This window comes from Micromonospora sp. CNZ322 (genome assembly GCF_007827755.1).
The window spans coordinates 14,695-35,141 of sequence record NZ_VITD01000005.1 but is presented as its reverse complement, the minus strand read 5'-3'; the positions used below and the strand labels follow the sequence as shown (position 1 = coordinate 35,141).

Annotated in this window: 22 protein-coding genes and 1 pseudogene; 12 read left to right on the top strand and 11 right to left on the bottom strand. The window is 73.3% G+C overall.

All coding sequences use genetic code 11. From position 1 onward, the window contains the following. Window positions 1–49: 49 nt before the first annotated feature. From FB453_RS14045 to FB453_RS14035, 3 genes are all read right to left on the bottom strand, one after another. Window positions 50–1,144: an AI-2E family transporter gene (locus FB453_RS14045; RefSeq protein WP_145790453.1), complete on the bottom strand. Its 1,095-nt coding sequence runs from the start codon at window positions 1,142–1,144 to the stop codon at window positions 50–52. Between the two features lie 58 nt (window positions 1,145–1,202). Further along, complete coding sequence (locus tag FB453_RS14040; protein WP_145790452.1) at window positions 1,203–1,997, bottom strand: fused MFS/spermidine synthase; 795 nt, start codon at window positions 1,995–1,997, stop codon at window positions 1,203–1,205. Window positions 1,998–2,100: 103 nt separating this feature from the next. Then, window positions 2,101–3,078 (bottom strand): DUF2267 domain-containing protein, encoded by a 978-nt coding sequence (locus FB453_RS14035; protein WP_145790451.1) that lies wholly within the window; start codon window positions 3,076–3,078, stop codon window positions 2,101–2,103. Between the two features lie 200 nt (window positions 3,079–3,278). Between FB453_RS14035 and FB453_RS14030 the strand changes: the two genes are divergently transcribed. Then, a complete protein-coding gene (locus FB453_RS14030; RefSeq protein ID WP_145790450.1) occupies window positions 3,279–3,593 on the top strand; it encodes a hypothetical protein in 315 nt (104 codons plus the stop codon). Between the two features lie 73 nt (window positions 3,594–3,666). Here FB453_RS14030 and FB453_RS14025 read toward each other — a convergent pair whose 3' ends face one another. Continuing rightward, window positions 3,667–3,999, bottom strand: a complete 333-nt coding sequence (locus FB453_RS14025; RefSeq protein ID WP_145790449.1) for an STAS domain-containing protein — start codon at window positions 3,997–3,999, stop codon at window positions 3,667–3,669. A gap of 210 nt (window positions 4,000–4,209) precedes the next feature. On the opposite strand from FB453_RS14025, the gene FB453_RS14020 reads away from it, so the two are divergent. The 5 genes from FB453_RS14020 (at window position 4,210) to FB453_RS14000 (ending at window position 8,633) form a co-directional block, all read left to right on the top strand. Further along, the gene (locus FB453_RS14020; RefSeq protein WP_145790448.1) at window positions 4,210–5,967 is read left to right on the top strand and encodes a PP2C family protein-serine/threonine phosphatase; all 1,758 of its coding nucleotides are present in this window, start codon (window positions 4,210–4,212) and stop codon (window positions 5,965–5,967) included. Then, window positions 5,964–7,001, top strand: a complete 1,038-nt coding sequence (locus tag FB453_RS14015) for a cobalamin-dependent protein (protein WP_145790447.1) — start codon at window positions 5,964–5,966, stop codon at window positions 6,999–7,001. Before FB453_RS14020 ends, FB453_RS14015 begins: the two co-directional genes overlap by 4 nt. 116 nt (window positions 7,002–7,117) lie before the next feature. Beyond that, on the top strand, window positions 7,118–7,465 hold the full coding sequence (locus tag FB453_RS14010) for an STAS domain-containing protein (protein WP_145790446.1): 348 nt from the start codon (window positions 7,118–7,120) through the stop codon (window positions 7,463–7,465). 85 nt (window positions 7,466–7,550) lie between these two features. Next, a complete protein-coding gene (locus FB453_RS14005) occupies window positions 7,551–7,997 on the top strand; it encodes a response regulator (protein ID WP_112587610.1) in 447 nt (148 codons plus the stop codon). A 114-nt stretch (window positions 7,998–8,111) separates the two neighbouring features. After that, a complete protein-coding gene (locus FB453_RS14000; protein WP_145790445.1) occupies window positions 8,112–8,633 on the top strand; it encodes an ATPase in 522 nt (173 codons plus the stop codon). A 27-nt stretch (window positions 8,634–8,660) separates the two neighbouring features. On the opposite strand, the gene FB453_RS13995 is transcribed toward FB453_RS14000, so the two are convergent. The 3 genes from FB453_RS13995 to FB453_RS13985 all read right to left on the bottom strand — a co-directional run bounded on the left by FB453_RS13995 (window position 8,661) and on the right by FB453_RS13985 (window position 11,312). Then, on the bottom strand, window positions 8,661–9,509 hold the full coding sequence (locus FB453_RS13995) for a hypothetical protein (RefSeq protein WP_186718272.1): 849 nt from the start codon (window positions 9,507–9,509) through the stop codon (window positions 8,661–8,663). Between the two features lie 359 nt (window positions 9,510–9,868). Further along, window positions 9,869–10,294: an OsmC family protein gene (locus tag FB453_RS13990; RefSeq protein ID WP_030332593.1), complete on the bottom strand. Its 426-nt coding sequence runs from the start codon at window positions 10,292–10,294 to the stop codon at window positions 9,869–9,871. Window positions 10,295–10,364: 70 nt separating this feature from the next. Next, window positions 10,365–11,312 carry a serine/threonine-protein kinase gene (locus FB453_RS13985; protein WP_145791038.1) on the bottom strand — a complete coding sequence of 316 codons (948 nt, stop codon included), beginning with the start codon at window positions 11,310–11,312 and terminating at the stop codon, window positions 10,365–10,367. Between the two features lie 199 nt (window positions 11,313–11,511). On the opposite strand from FB453_RS13985, the gene FB453_RS13980 reads away from it, so the two are divergent. The 5 genes and pseudogenes from FB453_RS13980 to FB453_RS13960 form a co-directional block, all read left to right on the top strand. Beyond that, complete coding sequence (locus FB453_RS13980) at window positions 11,512–11,742, top strand: hypothetical protein (protein ID WP_091408172.1); 231 nt, start codon at window positions 11,512–11,514, stop codon at window positions 11,740–11,742. Window positions 11,743–11,861: 119 nt separating this feature from the next. After that, window positions 11,862–12,602 (top strand): response regulator transcription factor, encoded by a 741-nt coding sequence (locus FB453_RS13975; RefSeq protein WP_486480289.1) that lies wholly within the window; start codon window positions 11,862–11,864, stop codon window positions 12,600–12,602. After that, window positions 12,580–14,085 carry a sensor histidine kinase gene (locus FB453_RS13970; RefSeq protein WP_145790442.1) on the top strand — a complete coding sequence of 502 codons (1,506 nt, stop codon included), beginning with the start codon at window positions 12,580–12,582 and terminating at the stop codon, window positions 14,083–14,085. The genes FB453_RS13975 and FB453_RS13970 overlap by 23 nt, the downstream gene beginning before the upstream one ends. 45 nt (window positions 14,086–14,130) lie before the next feature. Beyond that, on the top strand, window positions 14,131–14,418 hold the full coding sequence (locus tag FB453_RS13965) for a hypothetical protein (protein WP_145790440.1): 288 nt from the start codon (window positions 14,131–14,133) through the stop codon (window positions 14,416–14,418). Then, window positions 14,349–14,737 (top strand): annotated as a pseudogene (locus FB453_RS13960) (glycosyltransferase family 2 protein); the annotation flags it as partial. The gene FB453_RS13965 and the pseudogene FB453_RS13960, both read left to right, overlap by 70 nt. A gap of 8 nt (window positions 14,738–14,745) precedes the next feature. On the opposite strand, the gene FB453_RS13955 reads toward FB453_RS13960, so the two are convergent. The 3 genes from FB453_RS13955 to FB453_RS13945 are packed head-to-tail and all read right to left on the bottom strand — an operon-like array spanning window position 14,746 to window position 17,518. Beyond that, a complete protein-coding gene (locus tag FB453_RS13955) occupies window positions 14,746–15,873 on the bottom strand; it encodes an FUSC family protein (protein WP_145790437.1) in 1,128 nt (375 codons plus the stop codon). Between the two features lie 56 nt (window positions 15,874–15,929). Further along, entirely contained in the window at window positions 15,930–16,304 is a 375-nt protein-coding gene (locus FB453_RS13950; RefSeq protein ID WP_145790435.1) for a sensory rhodopsin transducer, read from the bottom strand. After that, window positions 16,301–17,518, bottom strand: coding sequence for a D-arabinono-1,4-lactone oxidase (locus tag FB453_RS13945; RefSeq protein ID WP_145790433.1), 1,218 nt, complete (start codon window positions 17,516–17,518; stop codon window positions 16,301–16,303). The genes FB453_RS13950 and FB453_RS13945 overlap by 4 nt, the downstream gene beginning before the upstream one ends. A 68-nt stretch (window positions 17,519–17,586) precedes the next feature. On the opposite strand from FB453_RS13945, the gene FB453_RS13940 reads away from it, so the two are divergent. Further along, entirely contained in the window at window positions 17,587–19,428 is a 1,842-nt protein-coding gene (locus tag FB453_RS13940) for a glycoside hydrolase family 15 protein (protein WP_222431346.1), read from the top strand. 4 nt (window positions 19,429–19,432) lie between these two features. On the opposite strand, the gene FB453_RS13935 is transcribed toward FB453_RS13940, so the two are convergent. Further along, window positions 19,433–20,281 carry an arginase family protein gene (locus FB453_RS13935; protein ID WP_486480288.1) on the bottom strand — a complete coding sequence of 283 codons (849 nt, stop codon included), beginning with the start codon at window positions 20,279–20,281 and terminating at the stop codon, window positions 19,433–19,435. Window positions 20,282–20,447 lie beyond the last annotated feature (166 nt).

Here is a 20,447-nt window from a genome sequence, read left to right as displayed (position 1 = left end):
TGGTCGTCGCGGGGCAGGCCGGTGGCGGCACCGACCACATGCGCGACGGTCAGTCGGTGGTGCCGGCCGGTCGCGCGGACCGCGCAGCCGGGCCGGCCGGCGGGGCGGGCCGCAGCCGGCGCGGGCCGTACTCGCGCAGCAGGGTCTGGACGATGCCGGCGGCGGGGATGGCCAGCAGCGCGCCGAGCAAGCCGGCCAGCTCCGCCGCGAGCAGCACACTGACCAGCACCGTCAACGGGTTCAGCCGGACCGCGCGGGACAGGATCAGCGGCTGGAGCAGGTGGTTCTCCAGCTGTTGGTAGACAACGAAGAAGACCAGCACCACCACCCCGGCGGTGGGGGAGTGCAGGAAACCGGCACCGGCCGCGATCACCGCGCCGAGGGTCGCCCCGACCAGCGGTATCAGGTCGGCCACCGCCACCAGCAGGGCGATCACCGCCGCGAAGGGCACCCCGGTGAGGGTCAGCACCACGAAGGTCAACGCCCCGCAGATCACGCTGATCAGCAGGTTCCCGGTGAGATAGCCGGTGACGGTGCGCGACACCTCCCGGCCCACCCGGCGCAGCCGCTCGCCCTGACCGTCCCCGGCCGCCGCGAGCAGGCCGCTGGTGAGCCGCGGAGCCTCCAACACCATGAGGTACGCGAGCACGATGACCGTGACCAGCCCGGCGACCGACTCGACGACGCCACGCAGCACACCGACCGCGGGCTGGCGCAGCCGGCCGCCGAGGTCGCGTAGCTGCTCGGAGTGCTCGCTGACGTAGCGGCGTGCCCCGGTGCGCTCCAGCGCCTGCCCCACCGGGCCCTGTCCGGCGCGGGCCTCCCGCAGCAGCTCGGGTGCGCGGTCGGCGAAGCGGCCCAGCTCGCGGAACAGCGGAACCAGGATGAGCGCGGCCAGGATCGCCAGCAGTACGAACGCGGCGAGGAACACCAGCAGGGTGGCCAGCGCCCGACGCCGGACGAAGCGGCGTTGCAGCCGGTCGACGAGGGGTTTGAGCGCGACGGCGAAGAACGCGGCGACCACCGCCCAGACCAGCACCCGCCGGGTCGCGTACACGAAGCCCAGCGCGAGCGCTGTCGCCAGCACCAGACCGATCACGATCAGAGTCCGGCGGCCGGTCGCCCGATCGTCGACGTCGCTCATCCGGCGGGCCTTCCCCGCGCGCGCCGTCGGAAACCCGGCATTGCGGGCACAACGGCGATCAGTGGCGGGAGTTGTCGTCCGTGTCGGTGACGGGATGCGCGCCGGCGACGAACGTGTCGAGCGCGGCGGCGTGCAGCAGCCCGCCGGGCACCGGGTCGCGCAGGGCGGCCACCGCCAGCCGGGCCACCGGCAGCCCGCCGGGGCGGGAGGTCGCGGCCAGCACCAGGTTGCCGTACCTGCGGCCGCGCAACATCCGCCGGTCGCCGACCACGCACACGTCGGCGAAGACCGCCCGCAAGGTGGCCACCTGCACCCGGGTACCGACCAGCGGCGGCAGGTCGGTGACGTTGACCAGATACAACCCGTCGGGGCGCAGGACGCGGGCCACCTCGGCGGCGAACTCGACGGTGCGTACGTGCCGGGGCATCCGGGCCGCCCGGTAGATGTCGGCGATCACCAGGTCGTACCGGCCGTCCGGAGTGTCGGTCAGGGCGTCCCGGGCGTCGGCGACCTCCGCCCGTACCTCCGGCGGCAGCGGCGGCAACTCCCGGGCCACCAGCTCGACCACCGCCGCGTCCCGCTCGACGACCCGTTGCGAGGAGCCCGGCCGGGTCGCGGCCAGCCAGCGGGGCAACGTCAACGCGCCGCCACCCAAGTGCAGGACGTTCAGCGGGGCGCCGGCCGGGGCCGCCACCTCCACCGCCGAGGCGATCCGCCGGACGTACTCGAAGTGCAGGTGCCGGGGATCCTCGACATCCACGTACGACTGCTCGACCCCGGCGGACAGCAGTGTCCGCCCGGTCCGGCGGACCGGGTCGGCGACCAGTTCCAGCCGGTCGGCAGCGCGGTTCATGTCCGGCACGCTAGCCGAGCCCACCGTGCGCCCGGCACGCCGGACGGGCCGGCGGAGCGGGGTCGCCCCCGGTCCGCCGGCCCGACGGCGTCGTGGTGGCCGGTCAGCCGCCGGCCATCCCGGCCCCCACCTCGTCGATCGCGTCGTCGATCTGACGGGCGAGGTCCACGTCGAGCGCGGTGACCCCGTTGGCCTGGCTGGTCCGCACTGTCAACACGGCGGCGGTGTCGCCCGGACGCCCGATGCTCGGGCCGCGGCCGTTGTCCTGGCGCAGCCGGTCGAGCCGGGCGAGCACCCGGTCCAGGTTGTCGGGCGGCAGTGCGACCACCCGGTAGAGGCCCTGGCTGTCGCCGGACCAGTAGGGCAGGTCGTCCAGCGCAGCGCTGATCTCGTCGGCGTCCAGGGTGGGTGTGGTGGTGGAGGCGCCCACCAGGCCGCCGCCGGCCTCCGGCGGGTTCAGCAGGTCGCGCAACCCGTCGGGTACGTGCAACGACTCGACCAGGTCACCGTCCTGCTCGGCGAGCGCGGCGATCGTCGCCTCGGCCTGGTAACGGGCCTGCTCCGGGGTGTTACCGCTGATCCGGCCCACCTCGGCCAGGAAGCCGGGCAGGTCCTGGTGCCGTTCGATGCCGTCGACCGGCAGCACGTCGTGCAGCGACGCCGGCACCGCAGCGAGCAGCCGCTGCCGCTCGGCGGCCTCCAGGGCGAACGCGAGGACCAACACGGTCGCCTCGGTGCCCACCTTGGCGGTCTTGAAGTCGACCCCGGCGCGACGCCGGACCTCGTCGACCAGGTCGTGGTAGCCCATGCTGTTCACACCGGCCGCGCCGCTCGCCGGGGACGGCTGCGGTCGCGGGTTGTCGGCGCTACCGACCGGCGGCGGTGCCGGCCCGCCGCGCGTGCTGTCCGACTTGTGCACTCCGGCCGCTGGTGGGCCGGCCCGCTTACCCGCATCGAGGCTCGTGAGCTGCTTGGACGCGCTCAGGCTGGCACCGATCTCGCTGGGCTGGCGATTCTGCTCCCGGGCCTGCCGGGCCAGTGCCCGGCGCCTCTGGTTGTCGCCCTCCATCTGCTTGCGCATGGTGGCATCCCTTCCGCTGGGGATCGTGGCTGCGCCAGTCGCCTTCCCGCCGTCCGGGAGAAGGAAACGGAGGCCGCCGGCCGGGTCGGACCGGCCTGCGCCACGCTTCATCCGGCGGGGGTGAGGGGCGCTCACCCGCACGGCCCGCACGATCGGGTCAGGACCGGAGTTCTTCCGAGGTACGCGGAAGGAAGGTCGTCATGAAGGAAGTTGTCGAGATCGTCCCCGCTCGACCCGGCTGGTACGCCCGCTGGCAGCTCGCACCCGAGGTCACCAGGTGTTACCCGGTGAGCCTGTGGGCGTTACTGGAGGAGGCCGACGGGACGGGCCGCGAGGTGATCGGGATGGACTGCATCGGTCAGTGGCCCGGCGCGGACGACAACGAGGCGGGTGGGCAGTTCGTCCGCTACCTGTACCAGACGCCCGATTCGGGGGAGCCCGAGGACGTGGACGCGACCCCGATCGGCGAGCTGCGTGAGGACGGCCCCCGACTCCAGCCGATGACGGCACCCTAGACATTCCTCCGGCCCCCGACCCCAGGTCCCAGGGTCGGGGGCCACCCCGTTCGGCTCGGGGGTGGCCTACGGATCAGCCGATGGCGCGCACGTCGTCGTCGTACGCCACGGCCAGCAACTCACTCAGGCCCGTGCGGTCCAGCATCCGCTGAAGCTGCGGGCTGACCCCGACCAGTCGGATCGCCCCGGCGGCCCGGTGCACCACCAGCAGCGCGCTGAGCCCGGAGGAGTCGCAGAGGGTCACCCCGGTCAGGTCGACCAGCACCGGGGCGTCGTCGTCGCACAGCTCGGCTGCCGCGGCGACCAGATCGGGCGCGGTGTCGTAGTCGAGTTCGCCGGCCAGCCGGAGTCGGACGTTCCCGGCGGCGAGCCGGGTTGTCTCGATGGTCAACAGCTGGTCGGGCATCCCACCATTTTCCTTGTCGAGCGACAAAACGCAAAGCGGAGGCGGCGAAGCGCCCCCGCGTCCCTCGTCCGACATCCCGCCGTGGCGGTGCCCCTCACATGTCGTGAGATGCCGCTTTCCGGGTTCCGGCGTAGGGTGGCTGGAGAGTTTTGACAGTGGACGCCGGTCCCGGCACGGGTTCGGTGAACGACAAGGAGTGAGGCTCAGCTGGTGACTGCTTCCGACGTCAGGGACTGGGACCCGGGCGACGGACGGCTCTCCACGCCGAGCACGACTCGACCCTCGGCGTGGTCCGCCGACGTTCGCCGCCCCACCGCGGCCCTGCCGCCGCTGGCCACCGACCGGGGGCAGGCCACGCCCGACTGGTTAGAGGTCGTCGAGCACTTCCGGGAAGGGCTGGTGGTCTGCGACGCCGATGGCGTCGTGCGGCACGTCAGCCCGGTGGCTGAGCGGTTGCTGCCCGAGGTGACGTCGGGCGAGCTGCTCAGCGCGGCCGGTGTGCCCGGGTTGAGCGAAGGCGTCCCCGGGAGCTTCACCCATCGCGGGCGCCGGCTCACCGCGCGCCAGGTGCCGCTCTCCGGTGACCGCTGCTGCTGGTACGTCGAGGACGTCACCGACAGCGTCGGCCGCGCCGACGCGCTGCTCGCCGAGCGGGCCCGCTCGGCATTCCTGGCCGTGGTCGGCGACAAGCTGGGCAACCCACTGCACCCCGACCGGGCGGCCGCCGCGGTCGTCCGACTCGCCGTGCCGACCCTGGCCGAGGTGGCGGTGCTGGTGATCGCGCCGAGGGCCGGGCGCGCCCGCTGGTGGCGGGCCTCCCGCACCGACGACGAGGTGCCGACGGTCGACAGCGGCGTGCTGGCCGGCGGCGAGCTGCCGACCGCCATCGCCGACGGGTTGACCGGGGCCGAGCCGCACGCGGTGGACTGGCTGGTCGAGCAGGCGGTCGACGCCGGTTGGCTGCCGGGACTGGCCGGCACCGACAGCGCCGTCCGGGTCGTCCCGCTGCCGGGCCGGGACGCGCCGGTCGGTGTGCTGCTGGTGGCCCGTCGCGCCACTCGCTGGTACGACGAGGACGACGTGGAGCTGGTCCGCGCGTTCGCGGCCCGCGCTGGCGCCGCGTTGACCACCGCGCTGCTCTACCGCGACCAGGCGGAAGTGGCCGACACCCTCCAGGCCAGCCTGGTGCCGGTCGAGCCGGTCGAGGCCGTCGGTGTGCAGTGGGGCACCGCGTACCGCCCCGCCCAGGCGGGGCTACGCATCGGCGGCGACTTCTACGGTTCGCACCGGCTCACCGACGGTGGTTCGGTGTTCTTCCTCGGCGACGTGTCGGGCAAGGGCGTCGAAGCCGCCGTCTTCACCGGCCAACTGCGCCAGTGCCTCCAGGCGCTGCACCGGTTGGAGTCGAACCCGGCGCGGTTGCTGCGGCTGCTCAACGACGCGTTGCTGGAGACGACCCAGGCGCACGGCCAGGGCCGCTTCGCCACGATCGTGCTGGGTGTGGCCCGCCCGGATCGCGACGGTGGCCTCACCCTCACCATGGCCGGCGGCGGGCACCTGCCACCGCTGGTGCTGCGCGCCTCCGGTGAGGTGGAGACGGTGCCGTTGCGCGGCATGCTGATCGGGGTGGTGCCCGACCCCCGTGTCGGGGAGGTGACCGTGCGGCTGGCGCCGGGCGAGACCTGTCTGCTCTACAGCGACGGCGTGACCGAGGCGCGGGGCGGCCGGCGCCGAGACGAGCAGTTCGGCCCCGAGCGGCTGGTCACGGCGCTGACCGGCTGCCAGCGGATGCCCGCGCAGGCCCTGGCCGAACGGGTCGAGCAGGTCACCTGCGACTGGTTGGCACAGGGCGACCACGATGACATCGCCGTGCTGGCGCTGCGGGCGGCCGGCCTGAGCGGGCGCGGGGCGCGGCACCTGCACTCGGTGCCCACCGGCATCGACCAGACAGAGGGGACTGAGGCGTGACCGCCGCCACGGCCACCACCGATCTCGGCGAGGCGTACTCCGGGTACCTGGACCACCTCGCCGACGCCGACGAGTACGCCGCGACCGACCTGGCGATCGGCCTGCTCGACGCGGGCTTCCCGGCGGAGCGGGTGCTGCTCGACCTGGTCGCGCCCGCTCAGGCTGAGGTGGGCGAGCGGTGGGCGCGCAACGAGTGGAGCGTCGCCCAGGAGCACGCGGCCACCCACATCAGCGAGCAGGTGGTGGCGGCGGTCTCCGCGCACGTCAAGGCGCGGCCGACCGGCGGCCGGGTCGTGGTCGCCTGCATGGACGGCGAGTGGCACGCGCTACCACCCCGGCTGGTGGCCGAGGTGCTGCGGTTACGCGGGTGGCAGGTGACCTTCCTGGGCGCCAGCGTCCCCGCGGCGCACCTCGTGTCGTACCTGCACCGCTACGACGCGCACGCGGTCGCGCTGGCGTGCGCGCTGCCGATGCGCCTGCCGTACGCCCACCGGATGATCGAGGCCTGCCGCCGCTCGGACGTGCCGGTGGTGGTCGGCGGGCGTGGGTTCGGCACGGATGGCCGGTGGGCGCGCCGGCTCGGGGCGGCCTGGGCGCCGGACGCGCCCTCGGCGGCCGAGCTGATCGCCGACGAGCGGGCGCTACGCGGGGCGCCGCCGGCGCGGCTGGCCCACCTTGCTGACGACGAGTACGCCAGCCTGGCGCGCCGTCGCGGTGAGCTGATCGACAGCGCGTTGGCGGAGCTGCGGGAGCGGGTGCCGGCGGCGCGGGCGTACACCGCCGCGCAGCTCGACGCGACAGTGAGCGACCTGGGCCACATTGTGGACTTCCTGGCCGCGGCGGTCTACGTCGACGACTCCTCGTTGTTCACGGAGTTCGTGGAGTGGCTTTCGGGGATTCTGGGCAGTCGTGGGGTGCCCGCCGGGGCGGTCGTCCTGCCGCTGGAGCACTACGCCGCCGCATTGCGGGACTTCCCCCGGGCGGCGCGGGCGCTGGCGCTGGGATGCGCGGCGCTGCCCGCCACCGCCCGCTGACCGACCCGCCGGTGGCACCCGGATGGATCACCGCGCTCGGCGGCGGACGAGGCAGCTCTGCGTATACTTGCCGGACTGCAAACGTCCCACCCGAGGGTGGAGCGAGGGGGAGAACGGTGACGTTCAGCGTCAACTACGTCGAGCGCGACGGTGGTGGCGCCTGCCTGCGGCTCGTGGGCGAGCTGGACCTGAGCACCGCCCCCGAGCTGACCGCCGCGATAGACCAGCTCACCGCGGCGGGCGAGACCCGGGTGCTGCTCGACCTGTCCGGCCTCACGTTCTGCGACTCCACCGGAATGGCCGTGTTCGTCCGGGGCGACAATCGGGCGGCGGCCGACGGGGGGTGGCTCCGGCTCACCGGCGCCCACGGGAGGGTCGAGCGGGTGCTGCGCGTCACCGGCCTCGCCGACGTGTTGCGCTACGAACCGGAGTCGGTCGACCCCGCGTCCCGCAGTGCTTCATGATGGGCTAGATTTCCCCGCCAGCATTTCCCCCGCCAACGCGGTGACCGTCAGGGTCCCGTCCCCGCCGACTTCGAGGCAGGTAGTGATGGGCGTAGACAGCCCGCAGCCGGTACGCATCCTGGTGGTCGACGACGACCCGGGTGATGTGCTGATGATCGAGGAGGCGCTGGCGGACTCCGACGTCGACAAGATCATCGACGTCGTGAGCGACGGCGAGGAGGCGATGGAGTTTCTCCGCGCCGAGGGCCGGCACGAGCAGGCCCGCCGACCGGACGTGATCCTGCTGGATCTGAACATGCCGCGGATGGACGGTCGGCAGGTGCTCGGGGCGGTCAAGCAGGACGAGGATCTGCGGACCATCCCGATCGTCGTGCTGACCACCTCGAACGCCGACACCGACATCGTCGGCAGTTACACGTTGCAGGCCAACGCGTACGTCACCAAGCCGATCGACCTGGACGACTTCAACGACGTGGTTCGCCGCATCGACGAGTTCTTCGGCCGGGTCGTCGTGCTGCCCAAGCGCACCTGAGGCCCGCGCCACCCGCGCGCATGCTGAACATTTTTCCCGAACCCCCTCGGCGTGCGCGGTCGCGGCCGAGGATCCAGGTGGGGAAGTAACAGCAGCTGCCTGGGGGGCGACAGTATGAGGTTCTCCGTCGTTGAGACCGGTTACGACCAGCGACAGGTGGATTACTGCCTGGACGAGTTGGGAATCCGGCTGTCCCGGCTCGCGGCGCGGGCCGAGGGCGCGGCCGGGGCGGCCCGGGAGTGGGACGAGATCCGCCAGGAGGCAGCCTGGCTCAGTGGGCTCCTGCAGCGACTCGATCTGGGCGACGTCGCCGCCCCCCGGTACGCCGGTGAGGCGGTGCGGCGCGAGGCCGCCGAGATTCGGGCCCAGGCCCGCGCCGAGCTGGACGAGGCCCGCGAGGAGGCCCGACGGGTGCGGGAGCGGGCGTACGCGGAGGCCGTGCAGGCCCGACGTGACTTCGAGGCGGCGCTGGACGCTCGCCGACGGCGCGAGGTGCGGGTGGACGAGATCCTCAGTCAGGTGACGGTCGACCAGGTGCCCGCCGACACTCCCACCGCAGCCGCCGGGGTGCCGGGCAGCCGGGTCGGGGTCGGCGGCGCGGACGCGGGCGCGGAGCCACCGCCGGGCCGTCGCTGAGACGCGCGGGCGTGGTGCCCTTCTGGCTCAGGCGGTGAGCGCCGCCGCGACGGTGGTCGCCCGGTCCTCGTGCTGGGCGTACGCGTCGGGGTAGGCGGAGATCTGCACGGCCTGGGCGGCGGCGGTGACGCTCATGTCCTGCCAGCCGGGGATCTCGTTGAGCGCCGTGTAGAAGGCCCGCGCGGCGTACGACGGGCGCATCAGCTGGGCCACAGTGCCCCAGCCGCTGCTGGGCCGCTGCTGGAACAGCCCGACCGAGTCGTGGTCGGAGCCGCTGCCCTGGTTCGGGTACTCCGCCGACTCCGGCAGGACGTCGCTGGCCAGGTTGTAGAGGTTGCTCTCCTGCATGGCGGTGGACAGCGCCACCACCAGGGCGCGGCGCGGCATTTTCATCTCCAGGCCGACGTCCACGATGATCTTCGCGTTGTCCATCTGTGCCTGGTCGAGGCCGGCGACCGGCCGGGGGCGGCGGGGCTTGACCGGCTTCTTGGGCGCCTTGCGGACGGCGGTGGGAGTGGGCGTGGGCTTCGCCGTCGGGCTGGGCAGGATTCGGGCGGGGGCGGCGTCGCGATCCAGTGACCGGGAGGCGCGCTCGTCGGCGATGGCGGCGCGGTCGGCCACCGCCTCGGCGAGCGGCTCGACCGTACGGGGGGTGTCGTCGTTGCCTCGCGCGGTCGCGACCGCGACGAGGCTGAGGCAGCAGGTGACACCGGTGGCCAGCGCCACCCGGACCGGGGTCGAGCGCAGCAGGGCACGCCGCGACTGGTCGGGAGCGCGGTGACGGCCGATCGTCCGTTCGGTTGATGCGGCGTCGTCCGAGGGGGTGCTCGGGCGCGCGTCGGTCAGCTTCTGGGCGGAGGGGTCGTCGGGATGCACCTGACGAGGCTAAAGAGCTGAATGCCCGATGCCATCAGCCCGTACGGTGGCATGCGCCACAATTTGCCCTGATCATGGCGACTTTATTGGGCAAAACGCGAGCGAAGTAGATCAACCTCGCGGATCACTCCAGACGGTTATTCCCGACTTGCCGGGTGAATGCGGTCGCCCCGCCACTCCGCCGGCCGCACCTCCGGCAAACTTCATGACTGAGCCGAACAGCCGAGCCATGCCTCCACCAACCAGCCCCCGTACCCCCCACCTACGGCGATCTTGCGCTTGCTGTCGCGACATAGGGGACAGGCCCCTCATATCGACGACCGAAAGTGCAAGATCGGCGCGATGGGGTGTGCGTGGAGTCAGTGTCGGCCGTTCTCGGCTGGGGTGACGGTCAGGCGGTGTCGGCTGGCGTCGCCGCTGGAGAACGGCCAGAGCCGGTCGGCGTACTCGACCAGGTCGGCCAGTTGATCTCGGCTCAGCCCGGCTGAGGAGATCTCCGCGTGCACGTCGGCCCGGTATCGGCCGTCGTTGTCCCGTCCCAGCTTCGCCTCCGCGCGGACCTGCACGGTGTGCGCCTCGTCGGTGATCTCCCCGGCCACCTCCACCGCCGCATGATGCAGGCAGGAGGCGAAGGCCGCGGCCAGCAACTGTTCCGGGGTCAGCCCGGTGCAGTGCGGCGCCAGCGGTGAGGCCAGCGCGGTGGAGAGCCCGCCATCGTCGGTGCGTACGTGACCGCCCTCGGCGGTCGCTGTGGCCTCACGCAGCCAGGAACTCTGATCCGGCATCGCGTTTCTCCCGTCGCTCACCAGGCCGGCTACCCCTTCGCCGCCCAGCGAAACGCCGCCTGTCGTCCGGTCAGCGCCCGGCGGGCAGGTGCTGCTCGTCCACCAGCACCACCGCCTCGGTGGCCTCCGCGGCGGCCCGTTCGGTCCACGGCGACGTCGGGGCCGGCCGGCGGGTCGTCGGGATCGTCATCGGCACGTACACCCGGGCGTCCACCGCCTCGGCCAGCAGCAGCGCGGCGACCAGGCTGGTCGGACGCTGCTCGGGGTCGTCGGCGAGGCAGGAGTGGCACAGCTCGGCGACCTCCGGCGGGAGCCCGGCGATGTCGGGCAGCGGCTCCGGTGGCCGGCGGCGGCGGACGAGCAGCAGTTCGCTGGCGGTCGCCGCGCGGTAAGGCAGGCGGGCGGTGAGGCTGTAGTAGAGCAGCACGCCGAGGGCGTACATGTCGGCGGCGGGGGTGGCCGGTGCCTCGTCCAGCTGTTCGGGCGCCAGGTACGCCGGGGTCCCCAGCACCATCCCGGTCGGCATCGGGTCCGGCGCGCCGGCGGCAATGGCGATGCCGAAGTCGAGCACCTTCACCCCGGCCGGGGTGAGCATGACGTTGGCCGGCTTGACGTCCCGGTGCACGATGCCCTCGGCGTGCGCGGCGGCCAGCGCCGCGGCGACCTCCGCGCAGACCCGCACCGCGATCTGCCAGTCCAGCGGCCCGGCGCGCAGGTGCACGGCGAGCGTCTCACCCTCGGCCAGCTCCATGACGATGTAGGGCACCGGTCGGCCGGGCCACGTCGAGGAGGTGCCGAAGTCGTGCACGCTGGCCACGTTGGGGTGTTCCAGCCGGGCCGCCGACCGGGCCTCGGCCCGGATCCGGTCCACCGGGCCGTCCCGATCGTCGCGGCCGGGCGAGAGGAGCTTCACCGCGACCGGCCGGTCCAGTACCTGGTCGTAGGCCCGCCACACCTCGGACATCCCGCCCACACCGATGCGCTGTTCGAGCCGGTACCGCCCGTCCAGCATCCGCATCGACCGCTCCTCGTCCTCGCCCCGCCGACGGCGGGTGCTGAGGTGCCGGTACCCGAGCGCCGAGCTGGGCAAACCGGAGCCCGATTCGGTGCGGACGGCCCCGCGCACCTCGCTGCGCCACGGCGGTGGGTGCGGTAGCTTGCGAGCCAGAGCCGGTGTCACCGATTGTGCCGGCACGGTCACCCGAGGGGACGCCGCGATGAGCGAGGTCACCGTACGCTTCGTCGGCGGGCCCGCGGACGGCCTGGTCCGGCTGCTGCCGGCCGGGTCGGACGGCGCCCCACCCCAACGTTGGATCATGCGGCACCCGGACGGCACGGGCCCGGTGCAGCCCGGCCCCGACCACCTTTACGAACGCGACCGGCCCGACGAGGCCGGCGGCTGGAGCATGCGGTTCGTGCGCACCGACGCGTACGGGGTGTCCGAGTGACCACGAGGCGGGGCTGACCGGTGGTGTCGCCGGCGTCGCGTCGGCCCGGCCGCACAGCTCGCGCACAGCTTCCGCAGGGGCGCGGCACAGGCGTCGCGTCCACCATGGGGCCCATGGTCATGAACGGGCAGGCCGCGCCGAGCCGGATCGAGCTGCGTCGCCCCGACGGTGAACCCGTCCGGGTGCTGGTGGTCGACGACGAACCCACGCTCACCGACCTGCTGTCGATGGCCCTGCGCTACGAGGGTTGGCAGGTCCGCACCGCCGGCAACGGCATGGCGGCGTTGAGCACCGCCCGGCAGTTCCAGCCGGACGCCGTGGTGCTCGACGTGATGCTGCCCGACCTGGACGGCTTCCAGGTGCTGCGCCGGCTGCGCGAGCACGCCCCCACCGTGCCCGTGCTCTTCCTGACCGCGCGCGACGCGGTCGAGGAACGCATCGCCGGGTTGACCGTCGGCGGCGACGACTACGTCACCAAACCGTTCAGCCTGGAGGAGGTGATCGCCCGGCTGCGCGCGCTGCTGCGCCGTTCCGGGCTGGCGATCGCCGCCCGGGAGGAGGCGGTGCTGACCGTCGGTGACCTCAGCCTCGACGAGGACAGCCACGAGGTCCGCCGGTCCGGCCAGCTCGTCACCCTCACCGCGACCGAGTTCGAGCTGCTGCGTTACCTGATGCGCAACCCGCGCCGGGTGCTCAGCAAGGCGCAGATCCTCGACCGGGTGTGGAACTACGACTTCGGTGGCCAGGCCAACGTGGTGGAGCTGTACATCTCGTACCTGCGCAAGAAGATCGACGCCGGCCGGGCGCCGATGATCCACACGCTGCGCGGCGCGGGTTATGTACTCAAACCCGCCGAGTAGACGCCGCCCGCTGCGCGCCGCCCGAGGGTGGCTGGCTGGGCGCTCCCTGCGTACCCGACTGGTGTTCGCCCTGCTCGCGCTGCTGGCGTTGGTCAGCGTCGCGATCGGTGGCCTGACCACTGTGGCGCTGCGGCACTTCCTGATCGACCGGCTCGACGCCCAGTTGGCCCCCGCGACGGCCATGCGGGGCGACCGTCCGGGACGGCCGGCCTTCCCCGGCAACGGACCGGGTATCCCGCCCGGGTTGCCGTCCGGCGCTGTCGTCGCCGAGATCAACGACGGCCGGGTGGCCAGCGCCCGGACCCTTACCAACAGCGCCTCCAGCGCCGATCCGTTCCCCGACGAGCAGTCCGTCCCGGTGGGGGAGGTCACCGCGCTGGCGGACCTGCCGGTCGACGCCCGACCGCGCACCGTCGACCTCGGCGATCGCGGTGACTACCGGGCCGTGGCCCGGCAGTACTGGGACGGCCGGGTACGCGTCGTCGCGATCCCCCTCTCCGGCGTCCAGGAGACCATCTGGGCGCTGGTCGCCGCGCAGGCCGGGGTGGCCGCGGTCGGGCTGCTGCTCGCCGGTGTGGCGGGCGCGCTGATAGTGCGGGCGGCCCTGCGACCGCTCAACCGGGTGGCCGCCACCGCCACCCGCGTCACCGAACTGCCCCTGGACCGGGGGGAGGTGGCGCTCGCCGTCCGGGTCCCGGCCGCCGACACCGACCCGCGCACCGAGGTCGGTCAGGTCGGCGCGGCGCTGAACCGGATGCTGGGCCACGTCGCCGACGCGCTCTCCGCCCGGCAGGCCAGCGAGACCCGGGTACGCCAGTTCGTCGCCGACGCCAGCCACGAGCTGCGGACGCCTCTCGCGGCGATTCGCGGCTATGCCGAGGTGGCCCGGCGTGGCCGTGACGAGGTTCCCGCCGACGTGGCGCACGCGCTGCGCCGGGTGGAGTCGGAGAGCACCAGGATGACCAGCCTCGTCGACGACCTGCTGCTGCTGGCCCGCCTCGACACCGGCCGGCCGCTCGTGGTCGAACCGGTGGACCTGACCGCCCTGGTGGTGGACGCGGTCAGTGACGCGCACGTCGCCGGCCCCGAACACCGCTGGCAGCTCGAACTGCCCGAGGTGGCGATCCGGGTGCCGGGCGACGCCGCCCGGCTGCACCAGGTGGTCGCGAACCTGCTCACCAACGCCCGGGTGCACACCCCGCCCGGCAGCACTGTCACCACCACACTGGCCGTCGACACCGCCAGCGCCGTGCTGACCGTCGCGGACGACGGGCCGGGGGTGCCGGCGGAGCTGCAACCGGAGATGTTCGAGCGGTTCGCCCGGGGCGACAGCTCCCGATCCCGAGCGCGCGGCAGCACCGGCCTCGGTCTCGCGATCGTCGCGGCGGTGGTGGAGGCCCACCACGGCACGGTCGGGGTGGACAGCCGTCCAGGTCGGACAATGTTCACCGTCCGGCTGCCGAATCCCACAGCTGACGCATAGTCGGCGCACGGGGTCGCGCCAGCCCGGCCGTCGAGGCTGGCGCGCATGGACAGAACAAAGACCCTGCTGACGGCACCCGCCGCACCCGAGCCGCCGCCGGCCGCCCGCCCCGACCGGCACTCGCCGCCGACGCGCCGCTCGCCGGCCTGGGCCCGGCCCGCGCTGGCGATCCTGCTGCTCGCCACCGGCCTGCTCTACCTGTGGGGCCTGGGCGCGTCCGACTGGGCGAACTCGTTCTACGCGGCGGCCGTGCAGGCCGGCTCCGCGTCGACATCGTCGCCACCGCCCTGGCCGACCTGCGCGGCGTGGGCCGGCTGGTCCGGGCGCTGCTGACCGGCGCACTGCCCCTGGCCGACCTGCGCGCACAGCTCGGCCGGACGCCGCTCACCGCGCCGCGCGCACAGCCCGGTCAGGCGCGGCCCAGTCAGGTGCTGCCCGGTCAGGCGCTGCCGGGGCAGGTGCCGGTCGGGTTGCCTTGCTGGCCTTCGCCCTCGGTCTGGCGTTGACCAGTGGCGCCTTGGCCGCGCTGCACGTCGTCACGGTCGTGCCGGCTCGGCCGGTGGAGTTGGCCGTGCTGGTGGCCGCGAACCTGGCCGCCACGGTGCTGCGGTTCGTGCTGCTGCGCCTGGGCATGCACCACCGCCGCACCTGAGTCACCGGTCAGCCGGCGGCGGCCTCGCGGACCAGCCGGCGTGCCTCGTCCCGGGGCACGCCGGTGGCTCGCAGGAGGTCGTTGGCGGCGGTACGCAGCTGGGAGACCACGATCGTCCCGGAGAAGCCGAGGTCCTGCCGGCACGCCACGCCCGCCTCCCGGACCGCGTGCAGCACCCGCTCCCGGGCCTGCACCGGCTCCTGCCCGGCGACGAACTCCCGGTGCAGTAGCCGGACCGCCTCACCGAGGTGCTCCACCGCCGCGGGCAGGGCCGCCGGCACCGGTTCCTCGTCGCGAAGGGCGGTGCCGATCCGACGGACCAGACCCCGGCTGTTGCGGAAGGCCCGTTCCATGTGCGTCACCCCGCGCCGGTACGCGGCGATCGCCCGGCGTCGTCGCCAGCGCACCGGGGAGAGCCGGACCACCTCGTCGGCGGCGGTCGTCACGGCGACGAGCTGTCGCAGTTGCGAGTCGGCGTCGCGCATCCGGTCCAGTACCGCCCGCGCGCGGTCCCCGTCCGCCTCGGCCAGCGCCTCCGCGGAGGCGGTCATCTCCCGAGCGAACAGGTCCAGGGCGGGCTCGGCGGAGCGGCGCACCATCCGCATCGGGTTGAGGGGCAGCAGGACGAGCATCACGAACAGTCCTGCGGCCCCGCCGACCAGCGCGTTGACAGTTCGGGGCAGTTCCAGGTCCGGCGCGGTCGGGGTCAGCGTGGCGATGAGCACGGCGGTACCACCGGCCTGGGTCATCAGCGCGCCGGTGCCGCGTACCAGCACCGACGCCGCGATCGCCAGGAAGACGATCACACCGGTCTGCCACGGGCCGGTGCCGAACAGGCTGATCAGCAGGTCACCCACGCCGATGCCGAGCACCACCCCGGCGACCAGCTCCAGGGCGCGGTGAGTACGTTTGCCCAGCGACGCCGCGATGACGCCGACCGCCGCGGCCGGCGCGAACGTCGGCTCCGGGTTACCGAGCAGCTCGCTGGCCACCAGCCAGGCCAGGGCGGCGGCCAGGCCGGCCTGGAGCGCCACGATCAGGTAGAGCCGGATCCGCTGACCGCTCTGCCGGCCGGCCCGCCCGACGCGTGCCCGCAGGTTGCCCGCCGTCGCTCGCGCCCCGCTCGCCCCGGCCATTGGCTTCATGGCGGGGGGTACCCGGCCCGGCCCACGAGCGAACCTGCGCCGAACGGTTACGCCGGGTACGCCATGGCCGCGGCGAGAGCGACGACCCCCGGCAGCCGGGTGTCCTGGCGCAGGAACTGCACCACCACCGGCACCGTGGAGCGCAACACACAGCCGTACGGTCGGTCGAGCCGTACCGCTTCCGGGTCGATCAGGTCGTTCAGCCGAACATGTCGTACCCGGTGGGCGTCGACGGTGATGGCGTACGGGCCGACCGGCTCGGTGTCCTCGTAGTAGAGGTGCAGCTCGGCGTCGGCGCGGGTGCCGGTGGCGTTGAGGACGCAGATCTGGTCGAAGCTCGTGAACTCGGGTTCGGGCCCGTTGCTGGGGAACGGGATGTGCCCGCCCGGAACGACCCACACGCGGGCGCCGATCTCGGTCATCGGCTCTCCTCCAGCAGCCGGGCGAGGTCGGGGCTGAGGAACACCCCGTCCGGGTCGAGTCGGCGGCGGGCTTCCCGGAAGTCGTCCCAGCGCGGATAGAGGGGCCGCAGGTCACCGGCGGTCAACCAGTGCTTCTTGCCCCAGTGCGGCCGGCCACCGTACTGCCGGAAGACCGCCTCCATGTCCCGGAAGTAGTCCTCGTACGGCAGCGAGGTGTTCTGCAGGCAGGCGATGGTCGTGGTCGGCCGGCCGTACGCGTTGCTCAACCAGATGTCGTCGGCGGCGATGCTGCGCACCAGTACGCGCCAGCCGACAACAGTGCGGTGCCGTTGCAGGATCCGCCGCCGGACCTCGGCGAAGCAGGCGGGGAACGCCTCCGACGGCAACATGTACTCGATCTCCTCGAACCGCAGGTCCCGCTCCTGCGGGATGGTGCGGTGGATCGGACCGGACCGGATCTCGCGGGGTGCGCCCCACGGGCCGGAGTCCGGCACCCGCGGCGCGGCCCACACCCGCACGTCGGGGCCCCCTTCGGTGCGGTTCAGGGTGCGGATCTGGGTCTGGTCGCTGCGCGGGTACCAGTAGAAGTCCATGTTGCGGTTGGTGTGCTGGAGTTCGGCGAGGTGGTCGAGGGTCCAGTCGACGTGCGCGCACCACGCCCGGCGGTGCAACTCGTAGTGCGGTTGCACGTCCAGGGTGACCTGGGTGACCACCCCGAGAGCACCCAGCGACAGCTGGGCCGCCGGGAGCAGGTCCGCGTTGTCGTCGGCCGAGATGTCGAGAACCTCGCCGGTCCCGGTGACCAGGCGAACGCCGGTCACCTGGGTGCACAGGTTGCCGAAACCGATGCCGGTGCCGTGCGTGCCGGTGGCGGTCGCGCCGGCTATCGACTGGTAGTCCACGTCGCCGAGGTTGTCCATGGCCAGCCCGGCGTCGTACAAACCCTCACCGAGGGCCTTGAGCTTGGTGCCCGCCCACACCCGCGCCCGATCGGCGTCCTCGGTGATGACACCGGCCAGCCGATCCACGCTGAGCAGGATGTCGTCGGTGCGCGCCAGTGGGCTCGACGAGTGGCCGGATCCCACCGGGCGGATCGTCCGACCGTCCTGTCGTGCCCGCGTCACCAGCTCCCGTACCGCGTCCTCGTCGGCCGGCTCGGCCAACTCCCTCGGGGTGAACGAGAGACTGCCGGACCAGTTGACGAACTGCCGCATCCGGCGGACTACCCATCGGGGCGACCGGTAGTCGCGTTTCCGTCCCGGCCCGCCGGGTAAGGAGGCGCGTGCCGTCCTTCGGCTTTGTGAACACGCCGCCGATCGACTCGTACGCGTTCCTCTCCGACACCCACACCGGAGCGTTCGTCGGGGCGGACGGCACGGTCGAGTGGTTCTGCGTGCCGCACTTCGACGGCGACGCGGTCTTCGCGCGGCTGCTGGACCGTCGCGTCGGTGGCGCGTTCACCCTCTCCGTCGCCGCTGACGCCGCGCCGGTCCGCCGGTACCTGCCCGGCACCCTGGTCGTGGAGAGCGTGTACCGCGCCGCCGGTGGCAGCGCGGTCGGTCAGGACTTCCTCGCCGTACAGGCCGGTGATGCCGCACAGCCGTTCCGCGCGGACAAGCTGCTGGTGCGCCGCCTACACGTGCGTGCCGGGTCGGTGCGGGTGCGTGTCGAGGTGACGCCGCGCCCGGGGTACGGCTCGCGTCCGGCCGAGTGGCACCGCGACGACGATCAGTGGGTGGCCGGCGACGCCGGGCTGCGGCTGGTCTCGGAGCTGCCGTTCCGCGTCGACGGTGCGACCGCACGGGCCGAGGCGGTGCTGCACGAGGGGCAGACGGTCGACGTGCTGCTCGGCTACGGCCCGGGCCGCATCGACGCGGTCGACCCAACCGACCTGCTGAAGCAGACCTGCCGCGTCTGGCGGGAGTGGTCGGACCGCGCCGACTACACCGGCTACGGCCGCGAGCAGGTGCGGCACAGCGCGGCCGTCCTGCGGGGCTTGTCCTTCGACGAGACCGGCGCGTTGCTCGCCGCGCCCACCTCCTCGCTGCCCGAGGAGATCGGCGGGGTGCGCAACTGGGACTACCGCTACACCTGGCACCGCGACGCCGCGTTGCTGCTGCTCGCCCTGTTCCGGTTGGGTCACGCCGAGGAGGGCCGTCGCTACCTGCACTTTCTGCTCACCACGTGCGGCGGGGCGGGCGACGTCCTCAGCCCACTCGTCGGGATCCACGGGGTGACCCGCGAGGAGGAGATCCTCGATCACCTCGACGGGTACGTCGGCTCGCGGCCGGTGCGCATCGGCAACGAGGCCGCCCACCAGCTCCAGTTCGACACGTACGGGCACGTGCTCGACGCCGCGCTGTCGTACCAGCAGCTCACCGGAGAGTTGACCGGCACGCAGTGGCAGGTGCTGCGCCGGCACGTCGATACCATGGCCGCCCGGTGGCGGGAGCCGGACCATGGCATCTGGGAAATCCGGGGGCCACTGCGGCACTACGTCAACTCGAAGATGATGGCCTGGGTCTGCCTCGACCGGGGTGTCCGCCTCGCCGACCTGGTCGGGGACCACGACGCACCGATCGAGCGGTGGCGCGGCGAACGCGACGCCGTCCATGCCGAGGTCCTTGAGCGTGGGTTTGACCGTGGCGTCGGCAGCTTCGTGCTGGCGTACGACTCGACCGAACTCGACGCGTCGTTGCTCCGGATGCCCCTGGTCGGGTTCCTCGCCGGTGGCGATCCGCTGGTGGTGGCCACCATCGACAGCATCCGGCGGGATCTCGCCATCGCCCCGGCGCTCATCTGCCGGTACACGGCCGACGACGGGTTGCCCGGCGAGGAGGGCGCGTTCCTGCTCTGCTCCTTCGAGCTGGTCTCCGCCCTGGTCCTGGCCGGGCGACGCGAGCAGGCTGCCGAGCTGTTCGACCGGCTCCGCGCGTACGCCGGGCCGCTCGGCCTGTACGCCGAACAGCTCGACGGCGACGGCACCGCGCTGGGAAACTACCCGCAGGCCTTCACCCACCTAGCGTTGATCGAGGCGGCGCTGAACCTCGATGGCGCTGGCGACCGCGACGCGTTGCACGCGTGGGCGGAGCGAACCGCGCGACAGGGAACGGCCGGCGGCTGACTGGTCAGCCGACCAGCACCTCGGTGAGGACCTCGACGACGCGTCGGGTGTGCCGCCCGTCGGGGTCCTCGTCGGGGTTCAGGTCGGTCACGCTCATCCCGAGCAGCCGATCGGCGCGGGCCAACGGCGTGACCAGCGCGATCAGATCCGCCCAGCGCGGCCCGTCCGGCTCGGGGTAGGTCACCGCGGGCAGGTCTCGCGGGTCCACCACGTCCAGGTCGAGGTGCAGCCAGGCCGGTCCGTCCCCGTCGGCGGCGAGACTCGCGCCGACCGTCGCCGCGCCCCGGCGCCGCAACTCGGCGGCGTTGATCTGCCGGATCGCCGGGTCGATCCGGGCCGCCTCGACCCGGCTGCTCTCGTCGGTGGCCGGGCGGTGCCCGAGCAGGTGGACGCGGCCGGGCTCGATCAGCGCGCCGCCGGGGCCGACAGCGGCGGCGGGGCCGTGCCCGGTGACCACCGAGAGATCCATGTCGGCGGCCTCACCGGTCGGTGAGGTCGTGCCGTCGAGGAAATCCGGGTGGGCGTCGACGAACCACAGGTCGGTCGCCGAGGGCAGGGCCCGGCAGACGCCGGGCAGGATCGCGCAGTCGCCGCCGAGCACAAGTGGCCGGTGGCCGTCCGCGATCAACGCGCCGATCCGCGCGGCGATGGCGCCGCCGGCCCGGACCAGGCCCGCCGCGCCGATCACCCCGCTGTCCGGGTCGCGGTTCGGGTCGCGCAACCGTGCCTCGTCGATCTGCCCGTCGTCGTCGGCGGCCAGGGCCTCGCGCAGGCCGGCGCGGCGCAGCGCGGCCGGGGCCCGCTCCTCGCCGCGCCCGGCTCCGGAGGAGTCCAGCGGCGCGTCCACGATCATCCAGGGCACGTCCGCAGCGTACCGGCGTGGACGGCCGTCCCGGCCGCATTCTGTGGTGCGGCTGGGAGTACGCCGATGTGCCCGCGACAGCGACGACGACCGGCGTACGGTGAGGGACAAGTCCGGCTTTCTGGGTCAAAAGCCTCATCGGTGTACGCCCTGGGAC

Excerpts from the sequence above, each read along its gene's own strand:
- FB453_RS14005 (WP_112587610.1), top strand. The coding sequence starts at position 7,551 with ATGGGCGTAGACAGCCCGCAGCCGGTACGCATCCTGGTGGTCGACGAC.
- FB453_RS13990 (WP_030332593.1), bottom strand. The coding sequence starts at position 10,294 with ATGCCGGATCAGAGTTCCTGGCTGCGTGAGGCCACAGCGACCGCCGAG.
- FB453_RS13985 (WP_145791038.1), bottom strand. The coding sequence starts at position 11,312 with ATGCGGATGCTGGACGGGCGGTACCGGCTCGAACAGCGCATCGGTGTG.
- FB453_RS14045 (WP_145790453.1), bottom strand. The coding sequence starts at position 1,144 with ATGAGCGACGTCGACGATCGGGCGACCGGCCGCCGGACTCTGATCGTG.
- FB453_RS14030 (WP_145790450.1), top strand. The coding sequence starts at position 3,279 with ATGAAGGAAGTTGTCGAGATCGTCCCCGCTCGACCCGGCTGGTACGCC.
- FB453_RS14000 (WP_145790445.1), top strand. The coding sequence starts at position 8,112 with ATGAGGTTCTCCGTCGTTGAGACCGGTTACGACCAGCGACAGGTGGAT.
- FB453_RS14035 (WP_145790451.1), bottom strand. The coding sequence starts at position 3,078 with ATGCGCAAGCAGATGGAGGGCGACAACCAGAGGCGCCGGGCACTGGCC.
- FB453_RS13970 (WP_145790442.1), top strand. The coding sequence starts at position 12,580 with ATGTACTCAAACCCGCCGAGTAGACGCCGCCCGCTGCGCGCCGCCCGA.
- FB453_RS13950 (WP_145790435.1), bottom strand. The coding sequence starts at position 16,304 with ATGACCGAGATCGGCGCCCGCGTGTGGGTCGTTCCGGGCGGGCACATC.
- FB453_RS13975 (WP_486480289.1), top strand. The coding sequence starts at position 11,862 with ATGAACGGGCAGGCCGCGCCGAGCCGGATCGAGCTGCGTCGCCCCGAC.
- FB453_RS14025 (WP_145790449.1), bottom strand. The coding sequence starts at position 3,999 with ATGCCCGACCAGCTGTTGACCATCGAGACAACCCGGCTCGCCGCCGGG.
- FB453_RS13965 (WP_145790440.1), top strand. The coding sequence starts at position 14,131 with ATGGACAGAACAAAGACCCTGCTGACGGCACCCGCCGCACCCGAGCCG.
- FB453_RS13935 (WP_486480288.1), bottom strand. The coding sequence starts at position 20,281 with ATGATCGTGGACGCGCCGCTGGACTCCTCCGGAGCCGGGCGCGGCGAG.
- FB453_RS13955 (WP_145790437.1), bottom strand. The coding sequence starts at position 15,873 with ATGGCCGGGGCGAGCGGGGCGCGAGCGACGGCGGGCAACCTGCGGGCA.
- FB453_RS13980 (WP_091408172.1), top strand. The coding sequence starts at position 11,512 with ATGAGCGAGGTCACCGTACGCTTCGTCGGCGGGCCCGCGGACGGCCTG.
- FB453_RS13945 (WP_145790433.1), bottom strand. The coding sequence starts at position 17,518 with ATGCGGCAGTTCGTCAACTGGTCCGGCAGTCTCTCGTTCACCCCGAGG.
- FB453_RS14040 (WP_145790452.1), bottom strand. The coding sequence starts at position 1,997 with ATGAACCGCGCTGCCGACCGGCTGGAACTGGTCGCCGACCCGGTCCGC.